Origin of the sequence: Spongiimicrobium sp. 3-5 (assembly GCF_046557915.1) — a bacterium.
Lineage (GTDB): Bacteria > Bacteroidota > Bacteroidia > Flavobacteriales > Flavobacteriaceae > JBHEBG01.
In genome coordinates, this window is the sequence record NZ_JBHEBG010000004.1 from 465,869 (window position 1) to 483,488 (window position 17,620).

Here is a 17,620-nt window from a genome sequence, read left to right on the forward strand (position 1 = left end):
ATTCTCCCGTTTATTTTGTAAACGAAATGAACAACAAATTTTTAGGCTATTGTGCTACGGTATTACTGTGCACAAGTGTTGCGGTACAAGCGCAGCAAAATGATTCGATCCCAGTTGAACAACTGGATGAGGTAGTGGTTAGCGATTCTCGCTTTAACCTCAAGAGAGAAAATTCCGGGAAAACGGTCATTAAGATCACCGCAGCGGAATTGGAAAGAAACCAAGGTAGATCAGTGGCAGAGATCATCAATGTAAAAAGTGGTTTGGAACTTGCTGGTAGTAGAGGTAGGCCCGGTACCACATTGGGTGTTTTTGCACGTGGTGGGCGAGGAAGCCAAGTACTCGTTATTATCGATGGGGTACGTATAAGTGATCCTTCTTCATTTTCCAGGGAGTATGATTTAAGATTACTCTTGGCGGCCAATATAGCCTCCATAGAAATTATCAAAGGGGCGGCAAGTACACTTTATGGTACTAATGCAGCAACGGCAGTAATCAATATTACTACTAAAAAGGCCTCTGACAAACCCATTGCTGCCAATTTTCAATCGAGTGTTGGTACAAACCAGACTTCGGAGGATCAAAATTACAATCTCTCCGATTTTTCCAATTCTGCGCAGATTAATGGTACCTTGGGGAGCTTTACGTATTTGGTTGGTTTTAGCAATACCTATACCAATGGTATTTCGGCACTTGTTACCACTACAGATGAGGAGGACGATTATTCCAACCTAAGCACGGACATTAAATTGGGCTATAAATTTTCCAATGCTCTTAGTGTACAGGTTTATGGTAGTCAAACAAAACTAAGGACTCAATTTGATGAAACTTTTGGTTTTGTTGATGCGCCTTATCAACTGACCATAGAGCAAAATAGGGTAGGTGTCTCTTCAATTTATAAGTATAACCAGGGCTCTTTAAACTTAAATGGGGCATATACAGATTACAATTCTGATAATGTTAGTGGCTTTCCCAGTGTTTTTAAAGCAAATAACGTAGTGTTGGATGTGTACAACAAATATAACTTCAACGACCGTTTTTATACCGTATTGGGATTAAATTACTTAAACGACAAGGCGGAAGCATCTGCCGAACAGGAGTTCACAATCATAGATCCATATGCCAATGTAGTGTATGTATCCCCATTTGGGTTAAATATTAATACCGGATTTAGGATCAATAACCATTCGGAGTATGGCAGTAACCTGGTGTATAATGTTAACCCCTCTTTTACTTTTAAAATGGAGGATAGTTATGTTAAAGTGTTGAGTTCTTATGCTACTTCATATATAACACCATCTTTAGCACAACTTTTCGGGGATTTTGGAGCCAACCCAAATTTAGAGCCAGAAGATAACCGTACCATAGAGGGTGGTGTGGAATATGGCCATAAGACACAACTTAGACTTAGCGCACTGTATTTTAATCGTAAAGAGGAGAACTTTATCACTTTTGATGAAAATTTTATGAGCATCAATTCTGAAAATACCATAGATGCCCAGGGAGTGGAAGTAGAATTGGATTGGCAGCCTCTTAACGAACTCAGGTTAAGTGCCAACTATACATATACGGAAAGAAAAGGAGACAATGCCATTCGGATTCCTAAACATAAAATAAATAGTTCGTTGTCTTACACCATTTCAAAAAGGACCAATGCCGCCGTAAACTATTCCCTTACCGGAGACAGATTGGATACGGATTTTGGTACCTTTACGGATATAGATTTACCCTCTTTTTCCTTGGTAGACCTGTATTTTTCGCATGAAATAATACCAGGAACGCTAAAATTCTTTTTAAGTGCCAATAATATCTTTAATGAAAGTTATACGGAGGTAATTGGGTTTAGTACAAAAGGAAGAAACATAAGAGGGGGTATAAACATTAATTTATAGCACCATGCTAAAAGTCTGCTCCTTTTTGCCAGCGGTTACCCAAATGATATACGATATGGGTTTGGCCGATTATTTGTATGGCGTAACCTTTGAATGTCCCAAGCGCGCATTGGATGAAAAACAACCGGTAGTGCGTTGTGTATTGGAAGGGAAGGCCTATACCAGTACGGAAATAGACGCTTTGTTCTCTGCCAGTAAGCACCAGGGCAAAAGTTTGTATTATGTGGATGAACACTTACTAGAGCGTATAGCGCCCGATGTAATCTTTACCCAAGACACGTGTGAGGTTTGCCAGATTGATACTGCCTGTACAGCGGCCGCTGTGGCCAAATTGGAAAAACAACCGCAATTAATATCGATTAGTCCAGAGTCCTTGGAAGATGTTTTTAAAACAGCGGTTACAATCGCTACGGCCATGGGCAAGGAAGAAAAGGCCTATGAATATCTAGATCTGCTTCAAAAACGAATAGATATCGTTATTGATAGTTTAAGGGCATCGCGAGCGTTAACTAAACGGGTAATGCTTATGGAATGGTTGGCCCCAATTTATAATTGCGGACATTGGATACCCCATCAAATTGCCTATGCTGGAGGTGTAGATATGCTATCTAACCCATCTGGGGATAGCGTTGTTACCTCTTGGGAGAAAATAGTACGATATAACCCGGAAGTTTTGGTAATTGCCCCTTGCGGTTTTACAATAGACCGTACTTTGGAAGAGATACATCTGTTGACCGAAAAAGAAGGTTGGGAGAATATAAAGGCAGTTCAGGAAAATGCAGTCTTTATAGCAGATTTCGATCTTTTCACGCAATCTTCGGCAAGTACCCTGGTAGATGGTATTGAGTTACTTGCGGGTCTGTTTCATCCCAGTAGTATAAAGGTACCAGAGCGTTTGATAACTCGTTATAAAAACCTTAGCGAAGTAAAAGCCATAAACTAATATTTATGGTCTCATATACGAAAAAGGGACCCGTTTAAACGGGTCCCTTTTTTATTGAAAGGTAAAACTTGTCTATTTAATACTTATGGGTTTGTCCAAATACATATTATCCTTCATAGCGGTATACATTTTGGAACTCGACATTATTTTTATTGGCATTTTAACGGTGAAATCCCTTTTAGAGGTTACTCCCGTTATTTCTTCAATGGCTTTGGCAAGCAAAGGCTCATTGGCATCGCCCAACACCCCTAAATTGGCCAAATCTTCCTCTAAGGGAACATCCGGGGCAAATCCGGCGGTATAATCCAAGAAACCTACTGAGTTTTCGTTTCTTCCTACAAGCGGCTGTATAGCCCAACTGTTTTGTGGATTAATATTGTTTTCCCTACCAGAGTTGTATACATAGTTATTGCCGGCATCATCTACCATGGTTATGGAAAACTCATTTTTTCCTCTTGTGGTTTCCCCAATATGAATCACCTCAATATAGGGGTCAAGACCATTCATGACCAATTCACTTGCCGAAGCGGAACTGTTGGTGGCTAAAATATAAACACGACTTAGGTTTAGTGTATTTATGGCCGTTCCAGATTCCGTAGTGGCGGCAAAATAGTCTTCTAGTTGATTTGCACTCAGTTGAGGTTGTACTTTATCGTTCCAACGCTGTTTAATATAAAGCTCGCTGGTATTGGTATCATATATCATACTCGCCAATAACCTAGAGGTATTTACGTTTCCACCGGGGTTGTACCTCATATCCAAGACCAGATCGGTTACTCCGCTGGTTTTTAATTGCCCGAAAGCTGCATTAAGCTGCTCATCAAATTCATCGGTAAATCCATTGTACATTATATACCCGATTTTTTGACCGCTAATATCGAACGATTTTGTTATGAACACTGGGTTTTCAACCAAACCTTCTTGCTTGGTAAGGGTAACTTCATTACCATTTGGGGTTACCACATCACCTGCAATATCAGCCATGTTTAGGGTATAGGTATCGTTCCCTCCAAAGAGAAGACCCTCAAAATTGTCGCCGGTAAGGGTTGTGCCGTTAACACCCACGAAAATATCGCCACGGGCAATGGCCTTGGTAGAAGCATCGGAATTTGGTACTATATATCGTACGTATCCAAAGACATCATCGCTATCGGAAAATTGTATCAACCCAAATTCTAGACCATTACTTTTAGAGATACCCGCAAAATTCTGAACAAGCTCTGTATAATCATCACTTAAGAAGCTAAACCTATCTTCGGTAAACAACAGTTTGCCAAAGAAAAAATCTTCAGGATTGGTATTATCCTCCAGAAATTGCGTATACTCATCGTCATTGGCAAATCTTCCGTCGGCCAAATCGGCGACTTCCTCTTGCCAAAAGTACCACAAGTTCATAGCTTGCCACATAAAATTCTGCACATCAACATCTGCGGAAGGATTGGGATTTGGTGTGCCGGGATTCCGTATGCCATCATCATCACTACTACAACTTAGTAATGCAAAGGCCACACCTAGGTAAAGAAACACAAATTTTTTCATAGTAATCTTTTTATTCCATTCCAGAAGACTATTGTAAACAATTATCATTCCAGAAATTTTGATAGTCAAAGGGGCATTGCTTAACTTTCTTCCATATGTACGTAAACCCTTATACTTTTAGTTTACAATTGCCTAAATTACTTACATTCAGAGGAAAAAAAAATTTTTTGTAACAAAATTCGCCAACCTTCGTCTTCCTTATGTAAAACACCAAGTAATGGTTTACGAGACAACCGGACCAACAATGAAACAAGAAGAGTTCTTAGATGTGGTAATGCCTTTTAAAGACAAGCTATATAGGCTTGCGAAACGGTTACTGGTATCTGCGGAGGAAGCAGAAGATGCCACACAGGAGATTTTGTTACGGTTGTGGGCAAAGAAAAAGGTTATGGAAAGTTATAATAATGTCGAAGCTTTTGCCATGACCATGACAAAGAATTTTTGTTTGGACCGTTTGAAGTCCAAACAGGCAGGCAACCTTAAATTGGTGCACAGTAATTATGCCGATGACAATGCCTCTTTACAGAAAACGGTGGAGGCCAAAGATAGTGTGGATTGGGTGCAGCGAATTATGGAAGATCTACCAGAACAACAGAAATTGGTTCTGCAACTGCGAGATGTTGAGGAGTATGATTTTGACGAGATAGCAAATTTGTTGGACATGCAACCAACCGCTGTGCGGGTAGCGCTCTCACGAGCAAGAAAAACAGTTAGAGAAAAATTAATTAAAAAACATAGCTATGGAATTGGATAGCATAGAAAAATTATTGGAAAAGTACTTTGAGGCCACCACTACGGTAGCCGAAGAGGAAACATTAAGGGCTTATTTTTCACAAGAAGGTGTTGCAACACATTTAAAACAGTATGCCCCCATGTTTAAATATTTTTCCAACGCCAAGGAAGAACGGTTTACCAAGCAGGTTCCATTAAAACCTAGAAATAACTATTATAAATGGATTTCCGTAGCAGCAGTGGCAGTTTTAACCTTTGGCATCTATTTTGGTAAGAGTTACCAAGAACAAAGAGAAGCGAAATATGCATATAATCAAACAAAAAAGGCATTAACGCTCTTGGCTGAAAATTTTGGACGTGGAACCGAAAAAGTAGCCTATTTAAATGAGTTTGAAGAAACTAAACGAAAAGTGTACAACAAAAATTAAAATCAGAAATCATGAAAAAGTATATTATAATAATATTAATGACGGCAGTACCATTGATGGGTTTTTCCCAGTCTTTGTTCGATAAGTACGAGGATTTGGATGAGGTTACCTCGGTAGTGGTAAACAAGAGCATGTTTAATCTGCTAAGTAAGATTGAAGTAGAGGTAGACGACAAGGAGGCTCAAGACTTTATGGACATAGCCAAAAGTGTAAACAGTTTAAAGGTATTTACTACCGAAGACAAGCAGATATCCACTGATATGAAGGCTTCTGTGAGTAAATATTTAAAATCTGCTTCCATGGAAGAATTGATGCGAATAAAGGATAAAGAAGCCAATGTTAAGTTCTACATTAAAAATGGCAAGGACGATGACCATGTAAGCGAGTTGCTTATGTTCGTTACCGGTATGAAGCATGACGTAGAGGTGGATGGTAGAAAGTTTGAGACCGTATTATTGTCCCTTACAGGAGATATTGATCTTAACAAAATCAATTCCCTTACCAAGAAAATGAACTTGCCCGAAGAACTTAACAAAGCCGGGAAAAAGAACAATTAAGAAATACCGCGATGGTCATGAAAACGACGACCCTTCTTCTTTTAATGGTCTTAACACCTTTAGCAGGTTTCTCGCAATCGGTTTTCGATAAATATGAAGAAGAACCCGAAGTGTTTTCAATGACGGTAAACAGTCCAATGATGAACCTATTGGTGAAATTGGGAATGGATCTAAATGATACCAATGATTTGGCATTTATCAATTTAATAAGCAAAGTAGACAGTTTAAAAGTATGTGCTACGAACGATAAAAACATTTCCGAGGAAATGTTGCAATCTACGAATCAATACGTAAAAACCTCACGTCTATATGAGCTTAAGGTAGATGATGCAACATCGCAGAATCAAAATATAAGATACTTTGTTGATAAAGTTGCAGAGGGAAAGTATGTTAACGAGCTTGTTATGTCCGTTTCCGGATCCAAAAAGATCAGACTTCCCGTCAATGACAATAGGTACAAAACCCTTTTGCTTTCTTTGATGGGAGACCAGATGGATCTGAGCGAGCTAGACAAGCTTACAAGGAAAATGAACTTGCCCAAAGAGTTGGGTAAGGTAAAACATGGATTGAAATATTAAAACTAGAAAATGAGAAAGTACGTAAAGAATATAACCATTTGTTTAATGCTTGTCGGACTGGTTTCGGCCTGTTCTTCTACCCAGAGTTTGCAAGAGTATTATGTGGACAATGCAGAAAACCCCAACTTTATTTCGTTAGATGTGCCCGCTAGTATTCTAAATTTGGAAGAAACCGATTTGTCCGAGGTACAAAGAACAGCACTGGGGTCTCTTAAGAAGCTGAACGTTTTGGCCTTTAGGAAGACTGCCCAAAACGCGGAGGAATACAAATTGGAAAAGGCTAAAGTAAAGGCCATTTTAAAAAACGATGAGTTTGTAGAGTTAATGAAGCTAAATTCTAGCTATGGTAGAGGAGTTATTAAATATCTGGGTGATGAAGAAGCTATCGATGAGGTAATTATATATGGAAACAGTGATGATAAAGGTTTTGCCCTGGTACGTGTTCTCGGCAATAATATGAATCCAGCACATTTGGTACAACTTATACAAGTTATTCAGCAATCCGATTATAAAGGTGAGGGATTGGGCGAAATAGGTCAATTCTTGAAAGGCTGATCGCTTATACTGACTTAAATTGATAAAAATCCTGCCCTGTTATTTAAACAGAGCAGGATTTTTCATTAAATAGACACTGTGGTATTTACTTTTTCTAACCGAATACTTATCTTGTTCCTACTTTAAACACTAACAAAATACAACTATGGAAAAAGCACAGGAATGGTTTAACTATGGCATTGATCTAGCAAAGGAATTTGGGCCAAAGTTAATTACGGCAATTCTGATTTATATTATAGGTTCTTGGATAATTAAAAGGATTATCGGAGCGGCAAGGAACGTAATGTCCAAAAGTAAGTACGACGAATCCTTACAGAGGTTTCTGCTAAATCTGGTTTCTTGGGCCTTAAAGGTATTTTTATTGATTATTGTAATCTCCAGGTTAGGGGTAGACGTAACTACCTTTGCCGCTGTAATAGCCGCAGCCGGTTTGGCTGTTGGATTAGCCCTACAAGGGTCACTGTCCAATTTTGCCGGGGGAGTATTGATCATGATTTTTAAACCCTATAAAATTGGGGATTTAATTGAGGCACAAGGTGTTCTGGGAGAAGTAAAGGAAATAGAGATCTTTACCACCAAACTTACCACCCCGGATAGTAAATTGGGGATAGTACCCAATGGCGCTATGGCCAATGGTAACATTATCAATTATTCGGCCGAAGGAAGAATAAGAGTAGATACCACCATCGGGATAGGTTATGGGGAAGATATTAAAACGGCCAAAGCCGTTTTAATGGAAGTGTTGACATCCAACCCTAAGGTTTTGCAAGACCCGGCGCCATCCGTAAATGTGTCGGAATTGGCCGATAGCTCTGTAAACTTTGCGGTACGGCCATTCTGTAAACCGGAACTTTATTGGGACGTGTATTTTGAAACCCTGGAGGGCTGCAAATTGGCATTGGATAATGCCGGTATAGAGATACCATACCCACACCAAGTAGAAATCCACAAAGAAGAATAGGGTTTTACCTTTTCTTTTTCGGATTATCGCTAAATACCGGTGTAGTTACTAGGGGTTATGGCCTTTAATTCCGTTTTTATCGCTGTAGATACATCTAAGGTATCTATGAAATCGGCAATGGATTGACGTGTAATCTTTGTATTGGTACGCGTTAATCCTTTTAATGCTTCATAAGGATTTGGATAACCTTCACGCCTTAAAATGGTCTGAATGGCCTCGGCCACTACAGCCCAGTTGTTTTCCAGATCTTGCTCAAACTTGTCCTGGTTCAGTAACAATTTATCCAACCCTTTAAGGGTAGATTGAAACGCTATTACCGTATGGGCCAAAGGAACACCGATATTTCGTAGTACTGTACTATCTGTAAGATCGCGTTGTAACCTAGACACCGGTAGTTTAGCCGATAAGTGCTCAAAAATGGCATTCGCCATTCCTAAATTTCCTTCGGAGTTCTCAAAATCGATAGGGTTAACCTTATGGGGCATGGCAGAAGAGCCCACTTCGCCCTCTTTTATTTTCTGTTTAAAATAATCCATGGACACGTAGGTCCAAAAATCCCTATCCAAATCAATGATAATGGTATTGATTCTTTTTAAGGTATCAAACAGTGCGGCCATATGGTCATAATGCTCTATTTGCGTGGTTGGAAAAGAATGGTAAAGGCCTAGTTTTTCCTGCACAAACTGCTGTCCAAAATTTCTCCAGTCTATCTTTGGGTATGCGATCTTATGTGCATTATAATTGCCTGTTGCGCCACCAAACTTAGCCGCACTGGGAATATCATTGAGCAGATTAAACTGTTCTTTTAAACGGGTTACAAATACTGCTATCTCCTTGCCCAAGCGTGTGGGTGAGGCCGGTTGCCCATGCGTTCTGGCCAACATGGGAACGGCATCCCAGTCTTTGGATAACTGTTCCAATTTTTCCAATACCTGCATGTATTGGGGTACGTATATTTCATTGACAGCTTCCTTAAGGGAGAGTGGAATGGCTGTATTGTTAATATCTTGGGAGGTTAATCCAAAATGTATAAACTCTTTGTAATCTTGTAGACCTAGTGTATCAAATTGTTTTTTTATGAAATATTCAACCGCCTTAACGTCGTGGTTGGTAATACTTTCGATTTCCTTAATTGCCTGGGCCTCTGCTGTTCCAAAAACAGTGTATATTTTCCTTAGATCATCAAACTTCGAGTTATCAAACTTCGATAACTGCGGTAATGGAATTTCGCAAAGGGCTATAAAATATTCTATTTCTACCCTAACGCGGTATTTTATAAGGGCTTCCTCCGAAAAAAAAGGTGCCAAATCGGCGGCTTTGTTTCTATAACGCCCATCAATGGGGGAAATCGCGTTTAATTGGTTTAAGGACATCGCTGAACAGATTATTTTTGGAAAGGCCCAAAGATAACCATTAGTTAATGAGTTTAAAAGGTTTGAGGGTCTTAATCCGGTTCCGATTTATTTAAGTTTTGCCAAGGTATGCCTAGCCCTGGCCTTGTACGCAGCACTACCGGTGGCATAATTTTGCTCAATAACAAGCCGAAGCTCAGGATGTACCCAAGGAAACTTCCTACCCAGTAGATAGAGCGAAGTCATGGAATAGGCTTTAGCAGCGACTTTGTAATCGCCTATGAGCCAATCAAAACAGCTGGTGACCATTTGCTCCAAATGTTTCTCGCTAAGGGCCAGTTGTACTTGTTCATTGTTTTTTGAGAAGTAAGCCAAGACCAAGCACTCACATATTTTGGCAAGAGGACGTACCGAAGAATCTAGATAAACGCTTCCCATATTGGCAATAAAGGTGTCCAAATGCGGGAAAAGAAGGCTTAGGTTTTCTTTAACCACAAATTCCAGAACCCAACATGCCTTGCTGGAAACAGGGTCGTCTACCTCAAAAACCAAGGACAACAGCACAGGAACTAGGGTAGGGTCATTACGGACCATGTGAGCCATTTCGGTTCTTTTTTCCCTGGTATGGTTTACATAATTCAACTTATTATAAAGTTCTGTTTTGGTCACAAATATTGTATTTTTAATGCATAAAATAAGGAAAATGAAATCGATTAAAAAAATACTTGTAGCCTTACTTATAATCTTTATCGGTATGCAGTTCTATAGACCCGATAAGAATCTTGCGGCCGAAGGGCATGCCCATAATTTTGTTACGGAAACGGTGCCTTCTGCCCCTGTAACTTCTTTATTGGAACAGACATGCTATGATTGTCATAGCAACAATACGGTATACCCTTGGTACAATAATATTGCACCGGTTTCCTATTGGTTAAAAGACCATATTGATGAAGGGAAGGGACACCTAAATTTTTCGGCTTGGGATACGTATGATAATAAGAAGAAAGACCATAAGCTGGAAGAAGTCGTAGAAATGCTGGAAGCTAAGGAGATGCCTTTAAAAGAGTATACCTGGACCCATGAGGAAGCACGGCTCACGGAATCCCAACGGGAAGCGATTATAACTTGGGCCAAGAAAACTAGGACACGCTATCAATTAGATCAGCGACCAGAGTAGGAAGACCTTCAGCTGCAGTTTTAGGAATCAATGTTAAACCTTCGTAATCAGACCTATTAATATTAGGGTTGGGGTCAACAAAGTAGATGGGCGTTTTAGGGGCGGCATAACCAATAAGCCCGGCGGCAGGGTATACCTGCATAGAGGTACCCACAATAATAAGGATATCGGCAGTTTGGGTAATCTCAACGGCTTTGTTCAACAGAGGTACCTGTTCTCCAAACCAAACGATATGAGGTCTAAGCTGGTAACCATTTTCGCAAAGATCGCCCTGGTTAAGATCGGTCTCCCAATCTAAAATTAGATTTTCATCGTAGGTGCTCCTAACTTTTAACAGTTCGCCATGTAAATGAACTACATGGGAGCTACCTGCACGTTCGTGCAAGTTATCCACGTTTTGGGTTACAATACTAACATCAAAATACTTTTCCATTAGTACCAATGCTTTGTGTCCCTTGTTGGGATCTACCTGTAATAGCTGCTTTCTTCGTTGATTGTAAAACTCAAAGACCAATGTTGGGTTTAAAGCAAATCCTTCTGGGGAAGCTACTTCCATTACATCGTGGCCCTCCCAAAGGCCGTTGGCATCCCTAAAGGTTTTAAGGCCGCTTTCCGCACTCATACCGGCGCCCGTTAGCACAACAATTTTTTGTTTCATTTTAAATCGAGATAGGTACGGATATAAAGATACATTTTCCTTTTTTCTTATATTCGATTTATGATAGACCATCAACTTTTGGCGTATCTGGAAGGTTTTGTTTCAGAAGAGCGAAAAAAACGCTTTTTGGAAGTATTGGAACAACGCACTAATTTCATTACCGTGGGCATTGAAGATGTATTTCAGATGCACAATACCAGCGCTGTTATAAGAAGTTGTGAGGTATTTGGTGTACAGCGGGCACATGTAATCGAAAATAAATTTAAAAAAAGGCTTGATAAAAATATTGCCATGGGCGCACAGAAATGGGTAGATATAGAGCAGCACCAAACCGCTTCTTCCTGTATTTCGACATTAAGGGCAGAAGGATATAAAATAGTTGCCACCACACCGCATACCGAGCATTGTTTGCTAGATGATTTTAAACTTACCGATAAAACCGCCCTTTTCTTTGGGACCGAACAGGAAGGCCTAAGTAAAGAGGTATTGGAGCAGGCAGATGAACAAATAAAAATTCCTATGGTGGGCTTTACAGAGAGCCTAAACATATCAGTGTCTGCCGCAATTATTTTAAACACGCTTACCGTACAACTGAGGAAATCTAATTTGGATTGGCGTTTAACGGAAGAGGAAATGTTGGAGAAACGGATGGATTGGGCGCAAAAATCGATTAAAAGTATCGATGCTATTATGGCCAGATATTATGATGGTGAATAGTTTTTTTACTAATTTTAATACGCAACTAACAAATTTTAAACAAATGATGATAATACTTTACATTCTCGCAGGACTAGTGGTCCTAATTGCACTTTTGGCGGTGATAGCCCCAAAATCCTACGATGTTTTTAGAAAGATCGAGATTTCGCGACCTAGAGCGGAAGTTTTTGAATACTTGAAGTACTTGAAGAAACAAGACGAATGGTCTCCATGGGCAAAGAAAGACCCAAATATGGAAAAGAAGTTTACTGGGACCGATGGTGAAGTTGGCGCCGTAAGCTATTGGAACGGAAATAAAGATGTTGGCGAGGGAGAGCAGGAAATTACCAAGATTGAAGAAGGTAAAAGGGTAGAAGGGGAGCTTAGGTTTCTTAAGCCGTTTAAATCTACCTCAGATTGCTATATGGAAGTTGAAGACGTTTCAGAAGGCAATACTAGGGTCACTTGGGGCTTCACAGGGAAGAATAAGTTTCCCATGAGCATTATGATGTTGTTTATGAGCATGGACAAAATGGTGGGTAAGGACTTTGAAGAAGGCTTGGCCAGCTTAAAAACTATTTTGGAAAAAGATTAGTTATGGAAACCAATATGGTAGGATGGTTTGAAATTCCTGTCGTTGACATGGAACGAGCCAAAGCTTTTTATGATTCGGTTTTTGAAATTTCTATAGACATACACGATTTGGATGGCTTGGTTATGGGCTGGTTTCCAAATGCCCACGATAAAGTGGGCACATCCGGATCTCTTGTGAAACACAGTATGTATCAACCAAGCGATACGGCAGGGCCGCTGATTTATTTTTCGTGCGCAGACCTTTCAGAACAACTTGGCAGGGTAGAATCTGCCGGTGGTACTATTATGAAACCTAAAACCGAAATAGGAGGGGGACATGGTTTTATGGCCTTGGTAAAGGATACCGAAGGTAATAGAATTGCCTTGCATTCCGTGGCATAGCCTTTTACTGGGCAGCAAGTTCTAAGAGTGCAATATTGTAATTGTTCTCTAAGATTACCTTTCCGTTTTTTACCTCGACCGCCGTTTGGGAATACGTGTCGTATAATTTGGTTCCATCACCAAAAAAACCTTTGACCCACAAAGATTTTTTGCCATTGGGCAAATTTAGGCCTACCACCACTTTGTCCTTATAATCGCCCTTCATATATGTTCTGCTGAACACGTAGGGCTTTTTAGCCAAACGCTTATGCTTCCCAGCGCCTATCGCCGGGTGGTTTGCCCTGAATTTTCCCAATTTTTGCCAGTGTGCCAAGACATTCTTGGTTTCGGGTAGGCTGTCCAATTCGCTCCAATTCATAAAAGAACGCAACGTAGCATCACCTTGTGTACTATCAATTTTAAGACTTCTAGCAGTTTCGTCCCCATAATAAATTTGCGAAGCACCAGGTGTCAACAACAGTACGTTGGCAGCATGATATGGGTTTTTTCTTTCCATATCGAAGGGCTCACTATCGTCATGGGAAGAAAGGTAATTGAGTACGCTTTTTCCTTTTAGTTTGGTGTTTAGAAGGTCGTTGTATTTTTTGAAAATCGATTGGTAATTCTTTTCCGCATCCTTTTTAAGTTCAAAATTGATAAGCGCCTTAAAACCATGATCAAAGTAGTCTACACTTTTGTCCTCAAAAGCAAAGTCCCTTCCACCAGAAATCCCGTAACCGTATACCTCGCCTACCATATAAAAGGGATTATCGTCCAAAATTTCATCCGGATGTTTTTTCTTCCAAGTTTCAAAAGCGTTGGAAGCTTCCGTATATAGTTCGGCCCAAGTCTTTTCATCGGCGTTACGTACGGTGTCTACCCTAAAGCCATCAACACCCAGGGCATTGACATAATCTGTTAACCACTTAATAATGTAAAAACGAGGCGCTCTAGGATAGCCAGTGCGCTCAAAGAACAGTTGCAGTTCGTCCAATTCGGTACTTAGGCGGCCTTCCGCCTTCCATTTAGCCAAAAGGGCATCTGGTAGTTCCACAGCTTCATCGGAATGTGTATAGATATCTGGTAGATTGTCTACCAAAGTGCAGCTCGTAGTCTTTTCATAGGTAGTGTATTCGCAAGTGGGGTCTGTCCGTACCCATTGTTCTGGCCATACAGGGTCTTCCTCAGTTGCAGGGCCGGTATGGTTAACCACAACATCCAAAAGAACACGAATACCTTTTTCATGGGCCTTTTTTACCATGGTTTCCAGTTCTTCCTTGGTTCCAAAATTTGGATCTAAGGCAGTCCAGTCCTTTGCCCAATAGCCATGATAGCCATAGGTGTTGCCCGTACCTTCATCGGTATCTCCATGGATCTGCTCTACCACTGGGGTAAACCATATTGCATTTACACCAAGATCGGTAAAATAACCTTCATCCAATTTTTGCGTAATCCCCGCTATATCACCGCCCATAAAACCCCTAAGCTTACCGGTGGGATTGTTTCGCCCAAAGTTCTCATCGTTTTCGGGATTACCGTTGTTAAAACGGTCCGTCAAAAGAAAGTAAATATTGGCGCCTTCCCAGGTAAATGGAACAGATTTATCTTGTGTAGCAACAGAATCCAGTAGCACGGTGGGTTCTTCTGATACTGTTTCTTTTTTATCTTCTTTACAAGCAAAAAACAACGTGAAAACAGCCACGGCCGTGAGCAGTTTTTTCATTTTCATCTATTTTGCCTAAAACTATAAAATGATAGTGGAAATATAAAATTTATTTCTTCGGATTATGCAATCGCCCAATTTTGGAGACCGCAGTACAAAATACGACAATGCGAAGCCTAAGAAAATAATTTTAGTGGTCTGTATAACAGTAGTTTAACCGTGCTAATTTCTTCTATTCAAAACTTTGTATTCTTCGTAACAACTGCTTATGGCGTCTAATATTTGTAGATCATTGGCCGTAGTGATAAAAGATTTGGAATAATTACAGTTGTTAAGGATATCGTCTATATCCATTTTTTCTATTTGTAGCAGCTCTGTTAAGGTTTCCCGATCGAACTTTGAGGCCAGTAGGTCCCTAATATCATCATCTTCCTTCATTTGCCTTAATTTTCGCATCTGATTGGGTTTTTTTCCAAATAGATTGCGCAGTAAATCCGCAGGGTTTAATATGGCACCCAGCACTTTGGTAACGGCACTTGGGTTCTTCTTTCCGGCTTCATAGCCAACGGAAAGGCCAGATATGCTATATTGATAGGCATTGTTTATAGGAAGGTTTTTAACATCTATTTCCAGGTATCCTGTGAGCTGGTAGGGTCTTAATATAACTTCCTCTAGGGCATAGGCCAATTCCGTTAGTTTAATCTCCGTATCCTCAAAACGGAACATATCGTTGGTGACCCGGATTTTTTGGGATTTAAAACCTAGAAAAGAAAAGAACAAAGTATCGTTTACGGCAGCGGTAATTTGGAACTCACCTTTTTTGTTTGTTATAGTACCTACTACTTTGTTGAGGTTTACCACATGCACGCTTTCCATTGGAAAATCAGTTTGTGCATTTACAACAACCGCTTTAATCTCTTTTTCTGTAATGTTCTCAACATCGTCTTGCGAAAAAACGGAGAACCCGATTAATACAAAACATAGCAATATACTTTTTTTCATAAACTGTAATCAGTTTTAAAAATAGTAAACAAAACAAAAAAACACGCTGCGGCGTGTTTTTTTAATATACAATTAACTAAAAGAAGCCGTCTCTTCTTTTACTTCTTCTTTTTCCCGAATTTCCAGCACCTTCGGACTTGCTATAGGAAGATTTTCTGTCTCTTCGCTTATCGCGTTTTCTATCCCTGCCTTTTCCGCCACGGCCACGATCCCTGCCGCCACGGCCACCACCGCCACCAGGGTTTTTGGAAACCTCTACGTTTACAAATCTTCCATCTACCTTAAAATCGGAGAAGGTCTGTAAAATATTTTCGGTGTGTTCGGCATCGGTGTTAAAGAAGGAAAAGCTATCTTTTACATCTACTTTGTACACCGCATCCCTGTCTAAATTTAAAGTGTCCTTAAGGAAATCCTTTAATGACATCCAATCGTAGTTGTCCTTTTCACCTACATTAATGAAATAACGCACAGACCCATTTGAAGACTGCTCGCCACGACTGTTCCTATCCTTTCTTCTTTCTCCACGACCTTCACCATCGGTAGTATTAAGGTCTTTTGATTTGTTGTAATAATTATAGAAACGGGTAAACTCTACTGAAATTATTTTTTTGATAAGTTCCTCGCGATCAATGTCCTTTAAAACGTCGTTAATGGCGGGGAGATAGCCATCTACTTCTTCGTTTATCTTGGTATCCCGTATCTTACTTGCCAAATGGTACAACTGTATTTCGCAGATTTCCATCCCCGTAGGAATTTTTTTAGAGATGAATTTCTGTTGGATTTTATTCTCGATGGATTTTATCTTGCGTAACTCGCTACGTGTTACGATGACCATGGAAATTCCAGATTTACCTGCTCTTCCCGTACGACCACTTCTGTGCGTGTACGTTTCTATTTCGTCTGGTAGTTGATAATTGATTACGTGCGTAATATCGTCAACATCTATACCACGGGCAGCTACATCGGTAGCCACCAACATTTGGATTTGCTTTTTTCTGAAAGCGTTCATAACCAGATCGCGCTGGTTTTGACTTAGATCGCCATGCAATGCCCCTGCATTATAACCGTCTTCTATTAACTTTTCTGCTACTTTCTGAGTGTCTCTTTTTGTTCTACAGAAAACAACGGAAAAAATATCGGGATTGGTATCTGCCAGTCTTTTTAGTGCAGGATAGCGATCTCTTCCACCCACCACATAATACTCGTGCTGTACTGTAGAAGTACCGGCATTCTTGGTGCCCACAGTAATTTCTTTTGGGTTATGCATAAACTTCTTGGCTATTACGGATACCTCTTTGGGCATCGTGGCCGAGAACAACCAAGTGAGTTTTTCTTCGGGTGTATTGGCAAGAATATCCTTAATATCTTCATAGAAACCCATGTTCAGCATTTCATCGGCCTCATCCAGTACACAATAATCTATTTTGGAGATATCCACCATTCTTCGGCCGATCATATCTTTCATCCGGCCAGGAGTAGCTACAACAATCTGCGCCCCTCTTTTTATTTGATTGGCCTGTTCAGAAATACTGGCACCACCATAAATGGCAACGGTGTTCAATCCCTTTACATATTTGGAATATAATTTCAGTTCATTGGTAATCTGGAGACAAAGCTCCCTAGTAGGGGATAATATAAGCCCCTGCGTGGTTCTGCTGCTGCTATCTATTTTTTGGATCAACGGAAAACCAAAGGCGGCGGTTTTTCCTGTTCCTGTCTGGGCAAGTGCTACCAGGTCAGTGTCATTTTCCAATAAAATGGGAATTGCTTTTTCTTGTACTTCGGAAGGATTTTCGAACCCAAGATCGGAAACGGCATCAATTAAGGGCTTGTTTAGCCCAAGCGCTTCAAATTTTTTCATAATAAGTTATACTTAATCGCAAATATGTATGTTGCATAGAGCGATTATCGCAATAACCTATTGTACTCAGCG

At 40.2% G+C, this 17,620-nt stretch carries 19 protein-coding genes; 12 read left to right on the forward strand and 7 right to left on the reverse strand.

Annotation, left to right across the window (positions count from 1 at the left end; translation table 11 throughout):
* The first annotated feature begins 26 nt into the window (after positions 1-26).
* Together ACEQ81_RS16365 and ACEQ81_RS16370 are read left to right on the forward strand one after the other, a co-directional pair.
* Positions 27-1,892, forward strand: coding sequence for a TonB-dependent receptor plug domain-containing protein (locus ACEQ81_RS16365; protein ID WP_411031990.1), 1,866 nt, complete (start codon positions 27-29; stop codon positions 1,890-1,892).
* Between the two features lie 4 nt (positions 1,893-1,896).
* The gene (locus ACEQ81_RS16370) at positions 1,897-2,835 is read left to right on the forward strand and encodes an ABC transporter substrate-binding protein (protein ID WP_411031991.1); all 939 of its coding nucleotides are present in this window, start codon (positions 1,897-1,899) and stop codon (positions 2,833-2,835) included.
* A 72-nt stretch (positions 2,836-2,907) separates the two neighbouring features.
* On the opposite strand, the gene ACEQ81_RS16375 is transcribed toward ACEQ81_RS16370, so the two are convergent.
* On the reverse strand, positions 2,908-4,374 hold the full coding sequence (locus tag ACEQ81_RS16375) for a S41 family peptidase (protein ID WP_411031992.1): 1,467 nt from the start codon (positions 4,372-4,374) through the stop codon (positions 2,908-2,910).
* 244 nt (positions 4,375-4,618) lie between these two features.
* On the opposite strand from ACEQ81_RS16375, the gene ACEQ81_RS16380 reads away from it, so the two are divergent.
* The 6 genes from ACEQ81_RS16380 to ACEQ81_RS16405 all read left to right on the forward strand — a co-directional run bounded on the left by ACEQ81_RS16380 (position 4,619) and on the right by ACEQ81_RS16405 (position 8,185).
* Positions 4,619-5,128: an RNA polymerase sigma factor gene (locus ACEQ81_RS16380; RefSeq protein WP_411032036.1), complete on the forward strand. Its 510-nt coding sequence runs from the start codon at positions 4,619-4,621 to the stop codon at positions 5,126-5,128.
* Positions 5,115-5,534, forward strand: a complete 420-nt coding sequence (locus ACEQ81_RS16385; protein ID WP_411031993.1) for a hypothetical protein — start codon at positions 5,115-5,117, stop codon at positions 5,532-5,534. Before ACEQ81_RS16380 ends, ACEQ81_RS16385 begins: the two co-directional genes overlap by 14 nt.
* An 11-nt stretch (positions 5,535-5,545) precedes the next feature.
* Positions 5,546-6,091 carry a DUF4252 domain-containing protein gene (locus ACEQ81_RS16390; RefSeq protein ID WP_411031994.1) on the forward strand — a complete coding sequence of 182 codons (546 nt, stop codon included), beginning with the start codon at positions 5,546-5,548 and terminating at the stop codon, positions 6,089-6,091.
* 17 nt (positions 6,092-6,108) lie between these two features.
* A complete protein-coding gene (locus ACEQ81_RS16395) occupies positions 6,109-6,669 on the forward strand; it encodes a DUF4252 domain-containing protein (protein WP_411031995.1) in 561 nt (186 codons plus the stop codon).
* A 9-nt stretch (positions 6,670-6,678) separates the two neighbouring features.
* A complete protein-coding gene (locus ACEQ81_RS16400) occupies positions 6,679-7,224 on the forward strand; it encodes a DUF4252 domain-containing protein (protein ID WP_411031996.1) in 546 nt (181 codons plus the stop codon).
* 145 nt (positions 7,225-7,369) lie between these two features.
* Entirely contained in the window at positions 7,370-8,185 is an 816-nt protein-coding gene (locus ACEQ81_RS16405) for a mechanosensitive ion channel family protein (protein WP_411031997.1), read from the forward strand.
* 29 nt (positions 8,186-8,214) lie between these two features.
* Here ACEQ81_RS16405 and purB read toward each other — a convergent pair whose 3' ends face one another.
* Both purB and ACEQ81_RS16415 read right to left on the reverse strand, forming a co-directional pair.
* Complete coding sequence (gene purB, locus ACEQ81_RS16410; RefSeq protein ID WP_411031998.1) at positions 8,215-9,558, reverse strand: adenylosuccinate lyase; 1,344 nt, start codon at positions 9,556-9,558, stop codon at positions 8,215-8,217.
* An 87-nt stretch (positions 9,559-9,645) separates the two neighbouring features.
* Positions 9,646-10,206 (reverse strand): adenylosuccinate lyase, encoded by a 561-nt coding sequence (locus ACEQ81_RS16415; RefSeq protein WP_411031999.1) that lies wholly within the window; start codon positions 10,204-10,206, stop codon positions 9,646-9,648.
* A gap of 34 nt (positions 10,207-10,240) precedes the next feature.
* On the opposite strand from ACEQ81_RS16415, the gene ACEQ81_RS16420 reads away from it, so the two are divergent.
* On the forward strand, positions 10,241-10,714 hold the full coding sequence (locus ACEQ81_RS16420) for a heme-binding domain-containing protein (RefSeq protein WP_411032000.1): 474 nt from the start codon (positions 10,241-10,243) through the stop codon (positions 10,712-10,714).
* On the opposite strand, the gene ACEQ81_RS16425 is transcribed toward ACEQ81_RS16420, so the two are convergent.
* Positions 10,677-11,372: an SIR2 family NAD-dependent protein deacylase gene (locus ACEQ81_RS16425; protein ID WP_411032001.1), complete on the reverse strand. Its 696-nt coding sequence runs from the start codon at positions 11,370-11,372 to the stop codon at positions 10,677-10,679. The genes ACEQ81_RS16420 and ACEQ81_RS16425 overlap by 38 nt on opposite strands.
* A gap of 60 nt (positions 11,373-11,432) precedes the next feature.
* Here ACEQ81_RS16425 and ACEQ81_RS16430 point away from each other — a divergent pair, with 60 nt between their 5' ends.
* The 3 genes from ACEQ81_RS16430 to ACEQ81_RS16440 are packed head-to-tail and all read left to right on the forward strand — an operon-like array spanning position 11,433 to position 13,043.
* On the forward strand, positions 11,433-12,089 hold the full coding sequence (locus ACEQ81_RS16430; RefSeq protein ID WP_411032002.1) for a TrmH family RNA methyltransferase: 657 nt from the start codon (positions 11,433-11,435) through the stop codon (positions 12,087-12,089).
* Positions 12,090-12,135: 46 nt separating this feature from the next.
* Positions 12,136-12,663, forward strand: coding sequence for an SRPBCC family protein (locus ACEQ81_RS16435; protein ID WP_411032037.1), 528 nt, complete (start codon positions 12,136-12,138; stop codon positions 12,661-12,663).
* Positions 12,664-12,665: 2 nt separating this feature from the next.
* Positions 12,666-13,043 carry a VOC family protein gene (locus ACEQ81_RS16440; RefSeq protein WP_411032003.1) on the forward strand — a complete coding sequence of 126 codons (378 nt, stop codon included), beginning with the start codon at positions 12,666-12,668 and terminating at the stop codon, positions 13,041-13,043.
* Between the two features lie 4 nt (positions 13,044-13,047).
* On the opposite strand, the gene ACEQ81_RS16445 is transcribed toward ACEQ81_RS16440, so the two are convergent.
* From ACEQ81_RS16445 to ACEQ81_RS16455, 3 genes are all read right to left on the reverse strand, one after another.
* Positions 13,048-14,745 carry an alpha-amylase family glycosyl hydrolase gene (locus ACEQ81_RS16445; RefSeq protein WP_411032004.1) on the reverse strand — a complete coding sequence of 566 codons (1,698 nt, stop codon included), beginning with the start codon at positions 14,743-14,745 and terminating at the stop codon, positions 13,048-13,050.
* A gap of 162 nt (positions 14,746-14,907) precedes the next feature.
* Positions 14,908-15,687 (reverse strand): carboxypeptidase-like regulatory domain-containing protein, encoded by a 780-nt coding sequence (locus ACEQ81_RS16450; protein ID WP_411032005.1) that lies wholly within the window; start codon positions 15,685-15,687, stop codon positions 14,908-14,910.
* A gap of 76 nt (positions 15,688-15,763) precedes the next feature.
* Positions 15,764-17,548 carry a DEAD/DEAH box helicase gene (locus tag ACEQ81_RS16455; RefSeq protein ID WP_411032006.1) on the reverse strand — a complete coding sequence of 595 codons (1,785 nt, stop codon included), beginning with the start codon at positions 17,546-17,548 and terminating at the stop codon, positions 15,764-15,766.
* Positions 17,549-17,620: the final 72 nt, after the last annotated feature.